Here is a 15,485-nt window from a genome sequence, read left to right on the forward strand (position 1 = left end):
ACAGTTTTTTAAAACTTGTCGGGTTTTCTTTTTTTAATCTAAAATCAGAAATCTAAGTCTACAATTATCTGGGCGTGCCACCATTCCAATAAGAGGGCAAAATTACTGTGTGCAGACATGCCCTCTTATCGGAATGCTGTCGGGCTATCCGGGCTACTTCGGTAGCATTGCTCCTATCCCCCACGCTAACAATAGTGAAATGCAAAGATTAGTCAGATAATTTTGAATAATTTTTAAATTATACTATACATTTGAATTCCAAAACAAACCTAAAAACCAATCTATGAAAACACGCTTTATTTTAATGCTATTAATACTGTTTCCCTTTTTTGCTTCTGCACAATTCAACAACCAGGCGAGGGCCATGCAACAACAAATGAACACCCAGAATCAAAAATGGGCAAGTGAGCGCAGAACAGCGGATCAGCAATGGCAAATGAGAAACATGATGTCTCAGACAAATAAAATTCAGAGTGCTGAAAGCAAATTAGCCAAAGAAGAAAAAAACAGACAGAAACTAGAAAAAAAAACAGATAAACTCAATGCCAATCTAAAAACAAACCAAGATCAATTAGCCAATATTAAACGCAATTCCGAAAATAACAACAATCCCGATCTTCAAAAAAACATCGGGAAATCGGAAAAGAAAATAGCACGGTCTGAAGAAAAATTAAACAAAAGCAAAACAAAATTAGCATCTAGTACTAAAAAAATAGAAGATTTCAGAAAACAAATTGAAACCTCTAAAGCAGAAAAAGAAGAGCTATCTAAAAAGCAAGAAGAAGAAAAAAAGGTTAAAGAAGAAGAAAAAGAGAAGGAAGAAAAGAAAGCGGAAAAAAATTAAACCAATTTATTTGAATATAACAAACCCTTACTATAATCAATTTATAGTAAGGGTTTTCTTTTATATATTATCTTTGAAAATGATTAGAAAATCTCATTAAATCGATAACAATTAAAAATATGATTGAAAAAGTTTTATGCGAACAACATGGTTCAAAAGATATGTCTTTTACATGCATTCATATTGCAATGGCAATAGACCCAAAAGAAAAAGTTGGCTTTTTTTATTCAGAAGCCGAAGAAGATCTTCCTCAAATTGCCTGGTGCGGAGAATGCGAACAATGGTTGCTGGATAACGGCGAAGAATGGACTGACGTTTTTCAAGCTAAAGCCGATTTTAAAATACTATGCTCTGATTGTTTTGATGAGGCAAAAAATAATGAATTAGAAATTCACATCCGATAAATAAACCCCATGAAAAAGAGTATCATCCTTTATATATTGCTTTTTATAAACTGTACCTTATTGGCACAAAATAAAGATACCTGGGTTTCATTTTGGGATAAGGATTCTATACATATTGGTTTTAAAGATCAAAACGGAAATGTCAAAATAGCACCAAAATTTATGGGGCTCACATCTGCTAATAAGTTTGATGATATCATTGTTGTTTCAGAAGAGGTGAATGAAAGCTGGAAGAGTTATTACTTAACAAAAACCGGAAAAATAGTTGGTCGGGATAGTTTATATATTTACGATAATGGTCCTGACTGCGAGAACGAAGGTTTTATTCGTTTTAAAGATTATAAAACAGATAAAATGGGTTTCTTTAATGGTCAGGGAAATATTGTGATTCCAGCTGAATACAATGATTTAACCAGGGTAAGAAACGGAATGATTATCGCACTAAAAGGGGCCACAAAAATAATGGATGCTGGCGGGGATGGTCATTTTAGCTGGTCTGGAGGTAAAGAACATCTCATCGATACCAATAATAAAATCCTAATAGAGAATTTTGGATATAATAATGAACTGAATTTCTATTCGCTGCAAAAATCAAAAGAGCCAAACCAAGACCCGATAAGAGAAAACTTCCCCGGAGTTGACGGCCAATACTATTCCTTTATCAATTATGATAAAGAGTTTAAATTGTGGCTAAAAGACAATTTACAAACTAATCTTTCAAAAGAAAATTTATTAAAATTTTCCTTTGACAAAATCACCTATTGGAAAAAACCAAACGGCTGGAAGAATGAGTCAAAAACAAAATTTATCAATCAGAATTACAAAATTATAAAAGCAAAAATAACTGAGCTGACAAAAACAAATTGCGACTATCATGTCTTCTCTGAAAGTCTGAATCCTTTTATTTATGAAGGTAAAGAATTTAGTGAATATTTCGACAATTGTAATCAGGCGAAAGAATGGATGTATCCGGTGAAAAATATTGTGATCTCAAATAAGGACGTTAAACAAGATCATCTTGAATTTTTGAAAACTGAAAATGGCTATAAGCTGATAAGTGTTTCACTAGCAAAAGAGAATCTTAAATAGTTCTTTCACATCAATACAAAAGTTAACTTTGTAAAAAACGTTAGCTATGAAAAATTTCTTCTTTTTAGGCATTGCTATTATATTCGAAATCATTGCCACTTCTGCCTTAAAAAAGTCGGAGCAATTTACACAGCTTATCCCAGGCATCATTACAATTGTGGGATATTTTGCGGCCTTTTACTTTTTGAGTTTTGCGATCAGAACTATTCCGGTTGGGATTGCTTATGCCATTTGGTCCGGTGTCGGGATTGTATTAATTACTATTATTGGAGCTGTTTTCTTCAAACAAATACCAGATTTGCCTGCTATTATCGGATTAGTTTTGATTATGATGGGCGTTGTCGTAATTAATATTTTTTCTAAAACTACGGTGCATTAAATAAATGGTTTCAGGTTTCAAGTTGGTGCAAACCTGAAACGAAACAAAAAATCAATTGTATTTTGTGTTATCAATTCTTAATTTTCTTCATTTCAAACTCTAGAAAAATGATTTTCAAAACAGCCACTATTGCAGACTTAAAAGAAATGCAGGAAATGTATATCGAAACTATTAAATGGGTTTGCAAAAATGATTATAATCCTTTGCAAATTAATGCATGGGTTTCCGGACTTAATGATACTGAACGCTGGCTGAAAGTTATTCACAATCAATATGTTTCATTGGCTGTTATCGAGAATAAAATTGTGGGTTACGGAACTTTAAAAGACGGAAATTATATTGATTTCTTATGTGTTCATAAAGATTTTCAACGACAAGGAATTGCTGATAAAGTATTCAATCAATTAGAGATCGAAGCCAGAAAAGAAAACGCGAAAAAAATCACCGCAGACGTAAGTATAACCGCAAAACCATTTTTCGAAAAGAAAGGCTTCATTATAATAGCCGAGCAAAAAAACATAAGATTGGGCGTGGAGCTTTTCAATTACAAAATGGAAAAAAATCTGAAATAAAAATAATTGTTTCAGGTGTAAAGTTTCAGGTTATTGCAGAACTTGAAACCTGAAACTTTAAACAAAAGAAAACATTAAACTTCCGCAAGTTTCGGATTTTATAACCACGCAATCCTATCGATATTTGCATTATAAAATTGAACGAAGATGAACACACAGGAAAACATTAATTATAATCGTATTGCTGATGCGATCGATTATATCAAATCTAACTTTAAGGATCAGCCCAATTTAGATGAGGTTGCTGAAAAAGTACATTTAAGTCCGTTTCACTTTCAGCGCTTGTTTACGGAATGGGCAGGAACAAGTCCGAAGAAATTTTTGCAATATATTAGTGTCGAACACGCCAAAAAAATCCTCAAAGAAAATAATAAAGTTACTTTATCTGATGCTGCTTTTGATACCGGATTATCAGGAACAAGCCGCTTACATGATTTATTTGTAAATATCGAAGGCATGACACCCGCCGAATATAAAAACGGAGGTAAAAACTTAGCCATTAATTTCAGTTTTGCCGAAAGTCCGTTTGGGAATATCATTGTTGCTTCGACCAATAAAGGGGTTTGTTTTATGGCTTTTGCCGAAGAGGAAGAAACAGGATTTCAGGATTTAAAAAACAAATTCCCGAATGCGACATTCTGTAAAAAACTAGATTTAGCACAACAAAATGCTTTGTTCCTTTTTAAAAATGACTGGAGCAAATTATCTGAAATAAAGCTCCATTTAAAAGGTACTGATTTTCAATTGAAAGTTTGGGAGACTTTACTCAAAATCCCAATGGGACAATTGTCTACTTATGGATCCATTGCACAGCAAATCGACAAACCAAATGCTTCCCGGGCTGTTGGAACTGCTATTGGCAGTAATCCTGTTGCTTTTTTAATCCCTTGTCATCGCGTTATTCAATCCTCCGGAACCTTTGGCGGTTATATGTGGGGAAACACGCGTAAAACGGCTATTATTGGTTGGGAAGGCGCTCAAATTAATTCAGATATTTAAAATCATTTTCATGCAAAATATACAATCTAAAATTGCTTCTATTAATTGGGAAAGTATCACCGAATCTATGCACGAAAACGGTTTTGCAATTATTACGAATCTACTCAACAACGAACAATGTGAAGATTTAAAATTCGATTACGATAATCCAACCTTATACCGAAAAACGGTTGTTATGGAACGGTATCGATTTGGTTTGGGAGAATACAAGTATTTTAATTATCCCTTACCGGATTTAATTCAAGACATTCGGACTTCTATTTATCCTAAACTTGCCCCTATTGCAAATGCCTGGATGAAAGTTTTACTTATAAATACTGTTTTTCCTGAAACACACAAAAAGTTATTGGAACAATGTCAAGCAAATAACCAATTCAAAGCAACTGTTTTGATATTAAAATATGGCAAAAGTGGTTTTAATACTTTGCATCAGGATTTATATGGAGACGTTTATTTCCCTATTCAAATTGTGCTTTTCCTAAATGAACCTGACGAAGATTTTACCGGTGGTGAATTTGTATTAACAGAACAAATACCAAGAGCTCAATCTAAAGCAATTGTTTTAAAACCTAAAAAAGGCGATGTTTTGGTTTTCACAACCAATTTCAGACCTGTAAAAAGTACAAAAGGATATTATCGTGTGAATATGAAACATGGAGTCAGCGAAATTCATTCCGGTGAACGACATACGTTGGGGATTATTTTTCACGATGCACTTTCGTGAATATTTTTTTTTCACCACGAATTCACGAATTAAACTAATTCTATTCGCATGGATTTTAAAAATAATTCGTGAATTCGTGGCGGAAAAATCGCAAAACGTTAGACGCACTGCAGTATGTCTTTACAATAAAAATAGACGTATAAAACAATGATTCAACACAATGAAATTTCCGACTCCGATCTCCGAATTAAAATTAAAAATGCGGAAATTTGCTTTGGTGGAAACCGAAAACTAAAAATCTACGGGACTTTAAGATGTTCGTCAGGTAAAAGAATGAAACGAGAAAATCGTGTTTTCTTTTTATCTGAAGATGAAGCCAGACAAAATGGTTTCAGACCTTGCGGACATTGCATGAAAACCGAATATCAAAACTGGAAAAATGGACTTATTTAATCCTCAAACTGACGAAAATACGAATCTGCTTCCTAAAGACGGAACTGTAAATTATTACGGAAAATTGTTCTCTCGAGAAGATGCAAATCATTACTTAAATGTTTTGCTACATCATATTGAATGGAAAAATGACGAAGCCATCATCTTCGGAAAATTAATTGTTACGAAACGAAAAGTAGCCTGGTACGGAGATTCAGGTTTTGAATATACGTATTCGAATACTACTAAAAAAGCACTTCCGTGGACGAAGGAACTTTTGGATTTAAAAGCTGTTATTGAACAAGAAACCGGAGAAACATTCAATTCCTGCCTACTAAATTTATACCATTCAGGCGACGAAGGAATGGCTTGGCACAGCGATGCCGAAAAAGATTTAAAAAAGAATGGTGCTATTGGGTCTGTAAGTTTTGGTGCTGAAAGAAAGTTTGCTTTTAAACATAAAGACACTAAAGAAACCGTATCGTTAATCTTAGAACACGGCAGCTTATTGGTTATGAAAGGCACTACACAAACACATTGGTTGCATCGCTTACCGCCAACAAAAACAACTTCTAAACCTAGAGTGAACCTGACTTTTAGAACAATTGTTTCACAATAAAAAATTAAACCATTAAGATAGTAGGTGCATTAAATTTAAAATTCTTAAATTATAGTGAGCAATAAGAACGATTTATAATCCGCATTTTTTATAAATATCCAAAATTACAGATTGCTTTCCTAAAAGATAATTCTCTATATCATGAGGGAATTTCTTTGCCATTTCAATTTTAATCTGACCATATCTATCCTTGTCATCATCATGCTTACGAAGGTAATCCCGAAAAGTGATATGTCGTTTTAACTCATTGGATTCTTTGTGACAGACATACAGGTGATGCTCCATCAGATGTTCTTTATTGGTATAACTAAAAGCTTCCCGCCCTTCTATACCTAAGTTGCCTGCGTGCTCGTAATCTATCTCTTTCAGCTTTTGTTTTACCGCCTCAAACATATTATTTTCAACTACGACATCAATATCAATAATAGGTTTTGCATATAGTCCCGCCACAGAAGTACTGCCTACGTGTTCGATCGCCAATACGACATCCTTTAAGACAGCAAATAATTCTTTTTCAATTTTTTGAAATTCTTCTGCCCAATCAGGATTATACGGAACCACAATTATGTTCCAGGTTTCACTGCCAATCATATGAAATATTGTTTTACAAATATAATAATTGCTAATTAGTTCTTCTTTGGTAAAGAAAATGCGCAATAGCCTTTACCAACCTTGATTCAATCCATTTTTAAGGACTTCATCATATTTATCTTTATCAAAAGTATATAAGGTTGGGGCTTTATGGGCGACATTGTTTTTTTTCTCACCAAGTTTATTTAAGATGCCCATATTGTTGATTTTGCGTAGAAAATTTCTCCTGTCTAATTTTTTATCCAAAATCGTTTCATACAATTTCTGAAGTTCCGGTATGGTAAATTTTTCAGGTAATAAATTGTAGCCAACCGGCATTAAATTCAATTCAATACGAAGTGTAGTCAAGGCTTTGTCTAAAATTTCTTTGTGATCTAAAATAAGTTCCGGTACTTCTTTATGATCAATCCATTCGATAACTTCCTGACTATTTTTTTGCTGTGGAATTGCCTTCAGAAAATCAATTAAAGCATAATATCCAATGGTTACAAAACGTTGTGTAAACCATTTTCCTGCTTCTTTCGGAATTTTAAAATATTCTAAAACTGCATTTTCAAAATGTTTATCATTTCGTTTTACTCTTCCAAAAGTAGCAAATTGTCTTAGAAAAATACCTTCTATTCCTGTACGTTCATTTAAAACAGTAACCGCTGCCGTATCAATATCCTCATCAAGAGGTACAAATCCACCGGGCAATGACCACTTACTTTCATAAGGAGTTTTAATCAGTAAAACTTTAAGCTGATTGTCATGAAAACCAAAAATGACACAGTCTATTGAAAGTCCTGGCTGGTAATTTTCTCTATTTTCTATTATTCCTTTTGGCATCCGGTTTCTCTTCGTTTACATTTTCCTGTCTCAAATAGTTCTGCAATTTAATTCATTTTTATAAAATCAACAGTTCTTTTGACATTCAGTCCCATTATTATCGGTAAAAACAAGTATTAATAGCAACAATTTGACAGTATAATTTTTGCTTAAAATTCAAAACGAATAAAAAAAATAAGTACATTGCGTCATAATAACACTTTAGACATCAAACTTGTTATTTTTACAACAAAAAAGTGTTTAAAAACAGCATTACAAAAATTATAATATATTAATTAACAGCTTAATATTATATATTTTTTGTAACAAATAGTAAAGAAACTAGTCTACTCTATATATAATATAAATTGATTGAAGTATGAGCATTCCGAATATAGAAGACCTAAACAAGAAGCTTATTAAAAAAATATTCTCTTCCTTTGGATTTGTTTCCAAAACTTATCTTTTAGAAGCTTCTTTAAAATATAGTGAAGAGCAGGAAAGAATTTTCAATGAAATGATCGTTGAAACTGAAGCAAAAGATAAAAAGGCAAAACGCGAAGCTTTTGATAAAGCATTATTTGCATCCTATAAAGGAATTGGTGCTATGGATTTTATACATACAGTTTTGAAATAACCAAATTATAGAAAAATTTTAATCGATTTGATTTTTTAAGATTACTGATCTAAGATATAGAACCTTGCTAAAAAGCAAGGTTTTTTTATTTACATAAATCACTCTGCACTAAGTAACTTCTAAAGTTTATTTGATTTAAAACTTAAAATTCAGGGTACAAAAACCAAAGATTTTTTTAAGTTTCAGTTGCCAATGTCAATAAAATGATGCAAATTTATTAAGAAAATTAAATTAATTAATTTCAATCGTTACTAAGTATTCTCAAAATTCTATATTTTTGCCAATTCAAAAATATAAGATTATACTTATACTGAATGTTTGAAAATATTAAAAATACAACAATGGAAAATCTTATTCAATCAGAGAATTATAAAATTCAAAAGCCAGCACAATGGGCTACTACTACAAATGACAATCAACTTATTGAATACATTAAAGAATCAGATTTTGCAAGCAGACAAATAGATGAGGGAAGAGATTATTGCTATTTTTTAGATAAAATTTATTATACAAATGACGAGGAAAATAGTGAATATGCTTGTGTAGCTTACACTCTTAATGAACCTTCAAATCTGGAAAACGCTTCTGTAATGGATGTCGTAGTGGAAGAAAACGAGACTTATATTATACACAGAATAAGTGTTTTAAGAGAAGGTATATTAGTTGATAAAATTCCTGATACTAAAATTAAAGTACTGGACAGTGAAAACCAAAGTGATGGTGGGGTTTTGAGCAGTAATAAGAAGATCAACATTACGATAAAGGATTTACGTCTTTATGATGTTTTAATAATGGAGGATTCCAGAGTAAAAGTTTTTACAGAACGTGACTTTTTACGCAAAGAATTTTCAAAGTTTGTTTGGGTAAGCCCCAGTACCTATTGGGCTTACGGAAGCTATAAATTTACTTTTATTAATGATCGTAAGAAAACCATTGCTTACAAAAAAACTTTTTTCAGAGATGAAGATGGAAATGTATTGGCTCCGGAAATCAATTATCTAGAAAAAGGCCAAAAGTTTACTATCGAAAAAGAAAACTACATCAACTTTGTAGACACTAATAGGGAGATTGCTCCTTTTATTGATTTTGCAACTGATAGTAACTGGATCGACTTGTCTAATTACATTTCTCCCTTATACGAAGCGGTTTATAATAAATCATCTTTACCGGAATTCGCTCCTAATCTGGTCGAAAAGCTGAATGCTATTACCAACAAAGAGGAGCAATTGCAGTTTGCTATCGATTACGTTCAAAATCATGTTTATTATGTTTTTAATGCTGACGAAATGAACGGTCACAAACCACAAGAACCCGCTATAACTTACCAAAACAAACAGGGCGATTGTAAAGCAAAATGTGTTTTACTGAAAGTAATTTTAGATTATATCAAGGTAGATTCGTCTGTGGTTTTAGTGAATTTTAATACAGATCATTACCTGAAATATTACTTACCGTCATTGCTTACTTTTAATCATGTAATTGTGAAAATCGATTATAAAGGCGAGACTTATTTTATCGATGCTACTAGTCGTGATGAATTTGGATGGATTGAAAATCGCGGATTTATTTATTTCATGCATTATCTTGAGGTGAAACCCAACCAGGATTTACAAATAAAAAAATCGCATCGATTCCCTTATTATGGTATCAATGAAAAAGCTGAATTTAACGTTGAAAACAATATCGGAAAACTTACTTTAACGACCACCTACAAAGGAAATCGTGCCAATTATATGCGTAAGTATTTTAAAAACACCAATAAAAGAGAAATCATAGACAGTTGGAATAATTTCTTTTTTTATACGCTGAATTATAATAATGACCGAAACGGAACTGACGTTAGAAATATCTTCAAAGAGGCAACAATCGAAACTTTAAGTGACGATAAACAATTGAACGAATATACCATTCAGTACAAGGCTACTGTTGAAGATCCCTATTTTACTGATGCACAAAAAAATCGCTTTTTGATGTATTTTGACCGAAATGTGATTAAAAATAATGCGCGTGATTTTCTGCATACTGATATTACATTCTGGCACAATTTTGATAATGAAAAATATGAAATCAATCTTTATACCGATCAGAGAATAGATGTAGAAGAAAAATTTACGGTACAGGAAAGCACCATTAAAAATCCGTATTTCGATTATACAAGCCGTAAAAAGGTCGCCAAAAATGGCGCAACGATTTACATCGACTATAAACCGTTAGTAAACTTAGAAATTCCGGCAGCAGATTTTGAAGAATTCAGAAATGCGCATCACGAGGTTGCGGATAGCAATTTTGGACTCGGAATAGATATTATAGAACAAGGTTTTATGAATTTGATGAAATTTAATTTCAAGAAACTGGTAAAATAATTATAACAAAAAAAACGGGGCTAAAATTAGCCCCGTTTTTTTATATTCTATCTGTTTAAAAAATTTAAAGCAATTCAAAATCTGCTTTTAATTTGATATCTGCCGATGAAGCTCCAATCATGACTTCAAAATCTCCGGCTTCTGCTTTAAATTCTAATTTATCATTGTAGAAAGAAAGTTTTTCTTTGTCGATTGTAAATTCGATTGTTTTAGATTCTCCTGCATTTAGTTTTACTTTTTGGAAATCTCTCAGTTCTAAAACCGGTCTTACTACAGATCCGAATTTATCTTTTAAGTACAATTGTACCACTTCTTCTCCGGCTACTTTTCCAACATTTGATAATTGAAAAGAAACTTTAATGGTTTCATTGCTTTTTATTTTAACCGAAGACAATTTTAAATCTGAATAATTGAATTTTGTATAACTCAAACCATATCCGAAAGGAAATTTAGGTGAGTTTTTCAAATCAATATAGGCAGAAACATAATTTTTTGAATCTTCATCTTTAGCTGGTCTTCCTGTACTAAAATGATTGTAATAAATTGGAATCTGTCCTACTTCTCTAGGAAAAGTCATTGGCAATTTTCCGGACGGATTGTAATCTCCAAATAAAACATTGGCAATTGCATTTCCTGCTTCTGTACCTAACCACCATGTATAAACAATTGCCGGAACATTATCAGCGGTCCAGTTAAAAATAAGAGGCCTTCCTGCATTTACCAAAACCACAACCGGTTTTCCTGTTGCCTGAATTGCTTTTACTAAATCTTCCTGAACTCCGGGTAAATGAAGATCGCTTCGGCTTTTTGCTTCACCGCTCATGTCGCGTCTTTCACCAATACTTAAAATTACAACATCGGCTTGTTGTGCAGTTGCCACAGCTTCTGCAAAACCGTCTTTGTTATTTCCGTCAACATCACAACCTTTAGCGTAAAGCAATTTGGTGTTTTTGCCTACTTTATTTTGCAAACCGTCCCATTGCGAAACGATCCATTTATTATAATCTACCTCCGGTAATTCAACAGACCAAAATCCCATGTTTTCTTTGTACTCTTTTACCATTGGTCCAATGAAAGCAATCGTTTTCAGGTTTTTAGAAAGTGGCAAAGTCTCCTTTTCATTCTTTAATAAAACGATACTTTTTTGCGCTACATCAAGGGCTGCTTTTCTGTTTTCAGGATCATTCAAAGCTTCTGCTCTTTTTTGATCTGAATATCGATACGGATCATCAAATAAACCCAATTCAAACTTCTTGCGTAAAATACGTTTCACTGCATCATCAATCAAATCAACAGGTACTTTTCCTTCTTTAACTAATTCGGCTAAATGATATCGGTAAGCGTTACTTTCCATATCCATATCACTTCCGGCTGTAATGGCAGCAAGAGCAGCAGCTTTAAGATCTTTGGAATATCCGTGCGCTACCATTTCTCCAATCGATCCCCAGTCTGAAACTACAAAACCCTGAAAGTTCCATTTTCCTTTTAAGATATCACGTTGCAAATGTGCATTTGCCGTTGCAGGAATTCCGTTTAAATCATTAAATGAATTCATAAACGTTGCTGCTCCGGCGTCTAGTGCCGCTTTAAAAGGAGGCAAATAGGTTTCCCACAACATTCTTTCGCTCATGTCTACAGAATTATAATCTCTTCCGCCAACTGCTGCGCCATAAGCTGCAAAGTGCTTGACGCAAGCCATAACTGAGTTCAAATCTCCCAGTTTATTCCCTTGAAAACCTTTTACTCTGGCATAAGCAATTTTAGATCCCAGATAAGTGTCTTCTCCGGCACCTTCCATAACACGGCCCCAACGCGGATCACGACCAATATCTACCATTGGAGCAAATGTCCAGTGTATACCGCTTGCAGAAGCTTCTGTAGCGGCAACTCTTGCTGCTAACTCTATTGCTGCTAAATCCCAACTGGCGGCCTCAGCTAACGGAATTGGGAATGTTGTTTTGTAACCGTGAATGACATCCTGACCAAACAACAACGGAATTTTAAGGCGGGATTGCATGGCCAGTTCCTGATATTGTCTGGTGTATTTTGTCCCGATAATATTAAGCATTGATCCTACAATTCCTGCTTTAATTTCAGCTTGCTTGTTTGGATTAATAGTGATTGGTCCCGTTGCAGAATTATCTCCTGTATATTGATTTAGCTGACCAATCTTTTCTTCAAGGGTCATTTTCTTCAATAGAGCATTTACTTTCTGATCTATTGTTTCTTGTTGTGCTACCGCAAAAAGTGATACCATCAACAAGGTTAATGTGGTTAATTTCTTCATTCTAATCTAATTAATTTCTATTAAAACTGGTAAGTGATCTGACGGATATCTCAAATCTTTAGAATCACTCAAAACTGCATGTTTTTGTACTGTTAGCCCGCTATTTTTAGAGATAAATATATAGTCTAATAATAAGGTTACAGGCTCATTATGTTTAAAATCATTGAAAGTTCCTGAAGGACCAAAAGGTTTTTCTTTCGAAACATCTTTGGTATCATCCATTACTTTTTTTATGGCGACAATTTGTTTGGTATCCGGTTCTGAGTTAAAATCTCCCATTAAAAAAGCAGGATATTTTTTTGTGTTTAATTCTTTTATTTTCGAAAGAACCAATTCTACTCCTTTTACTCTGGCTACTTCACCTATGTGGTCAAGATGAAGATTAAAAACCCAAAATATTTTTTTTGTTTTTAAATCTTTAAAAAGACCATAAGTACAAACCCTGTTACAGGCTGCATCCCAACCTCTTGAGACTTTATTTGGTGTTTCTGACAACCAAAATGTGTTTGATTCCTGCAACTGAAAACGGTCTTTTTTATAATAAATCGTACAAGCTTCTCCTTTTCCTTCTTCTTCTCTGCCTATTCCGAATTTACTGTAATCAGGCAAAGCCGATGCTATAGCTGTAACCTGATTTGGAGTTGCTTCCTGTACTCCAAAAATATCCGGGCTGTAAAATTGAATTTGCGAGGCAAAATAATCTTTTCGATTTGGCCAGGCATTCTCTCCATCAGATGCAACATCCAAACGAATGTTGTAGGTCATGATTTTCAAATTCTGCCCATAAAATGAAGCATTCATAAAAAATAAGAATAATACTAAAAAAACCACGTTTATTTTTTTCATGTTAAAAATTTTAATTCGGTAAAGCTAGCATTTCATTAGCCTTAAAGAAGAACATTAACCTTAAAAAAAATGTTAATTAAATATTCTACAATGATTAATATTAAACCTATCATAACTATTTAGTATTATTTTTCTTTTCAAATTTTACGTCACATAAAAACTATTATAAAGTATTGTGCTATTTTTTAGAACTTCCTTTTTTACTTTCTGAAAAATCTAAATAATTCAGGTTAAAACCTCCTTTTTCGAAAACTACTTTGATTTTGTTTGTTCCTGCTTTTAATTCAACACCGGATAAAACAACAGTTTTCCATTTTTCATTTCCTGCAGTAGCAGGAAGTGTAATTGTTTCTGATTTTTTCCCATTTTCTGCTTCAAGATGTAATTTCCCTTCTAAATTTTCACTTGAATATCGAATGGCTACGTTGTATTTACCTTGTTTTTTAACCTGCGTCGTAAATTGCAACCATTCGCCGTCTTCAATAAAGGAAACCTGATAGCCGTTTGAACCTGCATCTTTACAAGGCAGAATATCAACTCCGTCATTACGCATGGTATTTCCTTTATTCCATTCGTCAAACTTTCCTGTTTCTACTCTGTAGTTTACAAAATCCTTATCTGAGTAGGCATATCCATTTGTTCCTAAATCATATTGCGTTGCGGGAATTCTACCGGGAATTAAATGTTTTTTATAGGGCTTTGTATCGTTTGTCTGCACTTGTCTGAACATTGCGTCTACAACATCCGGCTTAACGGTTAGGTTCTCCATTTTGTAATTATCAGCCATTTTCATTAATGTTTTTTTCGCAAAATCAGCTGTCGGTTTTTGTCCGCCATCTTTCCAGTACTTTAATAAAACATCATATTCCGGAATTTTAGTTACTGATGTTACACCTGCAATATTTTCAATTTTTTTCATCGGCCAGAAAGCCCATCCAATATTATTACTCTCTACTAATGTTAAGGCATCTTTAAACCAGACATTTGAATTTTCTCCACTTTCTCCCAGCCAAATTGGTACATTGTACTTTGTTCTGTAATCTAACATTTTTTGTATCGATTCCTTGGTATTGTAATTCCAGTATTTATGAAAACTCAAGGCCATATTTTCATCCCATAAAGGAAAAATTCCGTTATAATTATTTCCCCAACAATTTCCTTCAATAAAAATTAAATGATTGGTATCGACTTCGCGAATGGCTTTTGTAACCTGAACCATTAATTCTCTTAAAGGTCCGTTTGAGTTTTCGTCGCAACCATTTTTATTGGTTCCTGTAAAATTCCAGTTGGGTTCATTGATAATATCATAAGCTCCAATCCATCGATTATCTCTGTAACGTGAAGCCAGTTTTTTCCATAAGGCAATCATTTTTTTCTGATTGGCTTCACTTTCCCAAAGTGATGGTTTTGTGGTATCATAATCCGAAATTGCAGCATCATTTCCTTGTCCTCCGGGAGCAGCATGCAAATCCAGAATGAGATACATTTTGTTTTCAGCGCACCATTTCAGTAAATTGTCTGTAATCGTAAAACCTTCTTCTATCCAGGTAATCCCTCCATTTTTTTCTTCCTGAATTGAGGGTGTATACAGGTTATAATGCATGGGTAAACGAATCGAATTAAACCCCCAGGCTGCTAATGAATCGACGTCACGTTTTGTAATTCCGTTTGCTTTATAAGCTGTATAAAATTCTTTTGCACCCTGTTCTCCAATAACATCCTGAATCTTTTGTTTGATTTGATATTGCGGACTTGCAAAAGGTTGGGTTTGCATCATATAGCCTTCCTGCACCATCCAACCGCCTACGCCAAGACCTCTTAATATGATATTTTTTCCGTTTCCATCAACAATCTTTTGCCCGTCTCTATGCAGAAATCCTTGTCCAAAAACAGTAATCGAAAGCAATAGTTGTAATATGATAAATATTTTTTTCATGCTATTTATTTAAAAT

16 protein-coding genes are annotated in these 15,485 nt (G+C 33.3%); 11 read left to right on the top strand and 5 right to left on the bottom strand.

Annotated features, from left to right (window positions below):
* Nucleotides 1-283 precede the first annotated feature (283 nt).
* From ACQY44_RS09880 to ACQY44_RS09920, 9 genes are all read left to right on the top strand, one after another.
* Nucleotides 284-844, top strand: a complete 561-nt coding sequence (locus ACQY44_RS09880; RefSeq protein ID WP_428230194.1) for a hypothetical protein — start codon at nt 284-286, stop codon at nt 842-844.
* A gap of 119 nt (nt 845-963) precedes the next feature.
* Complete coding sequence (locus tag ACQY44_RS09885) at nt 964-1,248, top strand: hypothetical protein (RefSeq protein WP_428230195.1); 285 nt, start codon at nt 964-966, stop codon at nt 1,246-1,248.
* A 9-nt stretch (nt 1,249-1,257) separates the two neighbouring features.
* Nucleotides 1,258-2,337: a WG repeat-containing protein gene (locus tag ACQY44_RS09890; RefSeq protein ID WP_428230196.1), complete on the top strand. Its 1,080-nt coding sequence runs from the start codon at nt 1,258-1,260 to the stop codon at nt 2,335-2,337.
* A gap of 46 nt (nt 2,338-2,383) precedes the next feature.
* Nucleotides 2,384-2,716 carry a DMT family transporter gene (locus tag ACQY44_RS09895; protein ID WP_428230197.1) on the top strand — a complete coding sequence of 111 codons (333 nt, stop codon included), beginning with the start codon at nt 2,384-2,386 and terminating at the stop codon, nt 2,714-2,716.
* A 107-nt stretch (nt 2,717-2,823) separates the two neighbouring features.
* A complete protein-coding gene (locus tag ACQY44_RS09900; RefSeq protein WP_428230198.1) occupies nt 2,824-3,288 on the top strand; it encodes a GNAT family N-acetyltransferase in 465 nt (154 codons plus the stop codon).
* 147 nt (nt 3,289-3,435) lie between these two features.
* Nucleotides 3,436-4,287: a bifunctional helix-turn-helix domain-containing protein/methylated-DNA--[protein]-cysteine S-methyltransferase gene (locus ACQY44_RS09905; RefSeq protein WP_428230199.1), complete on the top strand. Its 852-nt coding sequence runs from the start codon at nt 3,436-3,438 to the stop codon at nt 4,285-4,287.
* A 10-nt stretch (nt 4,288-4,297) separates the two neighbouring features.
* Complete coding sequence (locus ACQY44_RS09910) at nt 4,298-5,011, top strand: 2OG-Fe(II) oxygenase (protein ID WP_428230200.1); 714 nt, start codon at nt 4,298-4,300, stop codon at nt 5,009-5,011.
* Nucleotides 5,012-5,158: 147 nt separating this feature from the next.
* A complete protein-coding gene (locus tag ACQY44_RS09915) occupies nt 5,159-5,404 on the top strand; it encodes an Ada metal-binding domain-containing protein (protein WP_428230201.1) in 246 nt (81 codons plus the stop codon).
* Entirely contained in the window at nt 5,391-6,002 is a 612-nt protein-coding gene (locus tag ACQY44_RS09920) for an alpha-ketoglutarate-dependent dioxygenase AlkB family protein (RefSeq protein WP_428230202.1), read from the top strand. Before ACQY44_RS09915 ends, ACQY44_RS09920 begins: the two co-directional genes overlap by 14 nt.
* Before the next feature lie 72 nt (nt 6,003-6,074).
* Here ACQY44_RS09920 and ACQY44_RS09925 read toward each other — a convergent pair whose 3' ends face one another.
* Both ACQY44_RS09925 and ACQY44_RS09930 read right to left on the bottom strand, forming a co-directional pair.
* On the bottom strand, nt 6,075-6,593 hold the full coding sequence (locus ACQY44_RS09925) for a GrpB family protein (protein WP_428230203.1): 519 nt from the start codon (nt 6,591-6,593) through the stop codon (nt 6,075-6,077).
* Nucleotides 6,594-6,665: 72 nt separating this feature from the next.
* Nucleotides 6,666-7,421 carry an NrtR DNA-binding winged helix domain-containing protein gene (locus tag ACQY44_RS09930; protein WP_428230204.1) on the bottom strand — a complete coding sequence of 252 codons (756 nt, stop codon included), beginning with the start codon at nt 7,419-7,421 and terminating at the stop codon, nt 6,666-6,668.
* Between the two features lie 358 nt (nt 7,422-7,779).
* Here ACQY44_RS09930 and ACQY44_RS09935 point away from each other — a divergent pair, with 358 nt between their 5' ends.
* Both ACQY44_RS09935 and ACQY44_RS09940 read left to right on the top strand, forming a co-directional pair.
* On the top strand, nt 7,780-8,037 hold the full coding sequence (locus tag ACQY44_RS09935) for a hypothetical protein (RefSeq protein WP_428230205.1): 258 nt from the start codon (nt 7,780-7,782) through the stop codon (nt 8,035-8,037).
* A 341-nt stretch (nt 8,038-8,378) separates the two neighbouring features.
* Nucleotides 8,379-10,400 (top strand): DUF3857 domain-containing protein, encoded by a 2,022-nt coding sequence (locus ACQY44_RS09940; protein WP_428230206.1) that lies wholly within the window; start codon nt 8,379-8,381, stop codon nt 10,398-10,400.
* Nucleotides 10,401-10,464: 64 nt separating this feature from the next.
* Here the strand turns inward: ACQY44_RS09940 and ACQY44_RS09945 are convergent, their stop codons facing one another.
* From ACQY44_RS09945 to ACQY44_RS09955, 3 genes are all read right to left on the bottom strand, one after another.
* Nucleotides 10,465-12,687 carry a glycoside hydrolase family 3 N-terminal domain-containing protein gene (locus ACQY44_RS09945; protein WP_428230207.1) on the bottom strand — a complete coding sequence of 741 codons (2,223 nt, stop codon included), beginning with the start codon at nt 12,685-12,687 and terminating at the stop codon, nt 10,465-10,467.
* Between the two features lie 6 nt (nt 12,688-12,693).
* Complete coding sequence (locus tag ACQY44_RS09950) at nt 12,694-13,533, bottom strand: endonuclease/exonuclease/phosphatase family protein (RefSeq protein ID WP_428230208.1); 840 nt, start codon at nt 13,531-13,533, stop codon at nt 12,694-12,696.
* Nucleotides 13,534-13,711: 178 nt separating this feature from the next.
* Nucleotides 13,712-15,469, bottom strand: coding sequence for a cellulase family glycosylhydrolase (locus ACQY44_RS09955; RefSeq protein WP_428230209.1), 1,758 nt, complete (start codon nt 15,467-15,469; stop codon nt 13,712-13,714).
* Nucleotides 15,470-15,485: the final 16 nt, after the last annotated feature.

The sequence above is a fragment of the Flavobacterium sp. genome, from assembly GCF_965277525.1.
In the GTDB taxonomy this organism is placed as follows: Bacteria; Bacteroidota; Bacteroidia; order Flavobacteriales; family Flavobacteriaceae; genus Flavobacterium.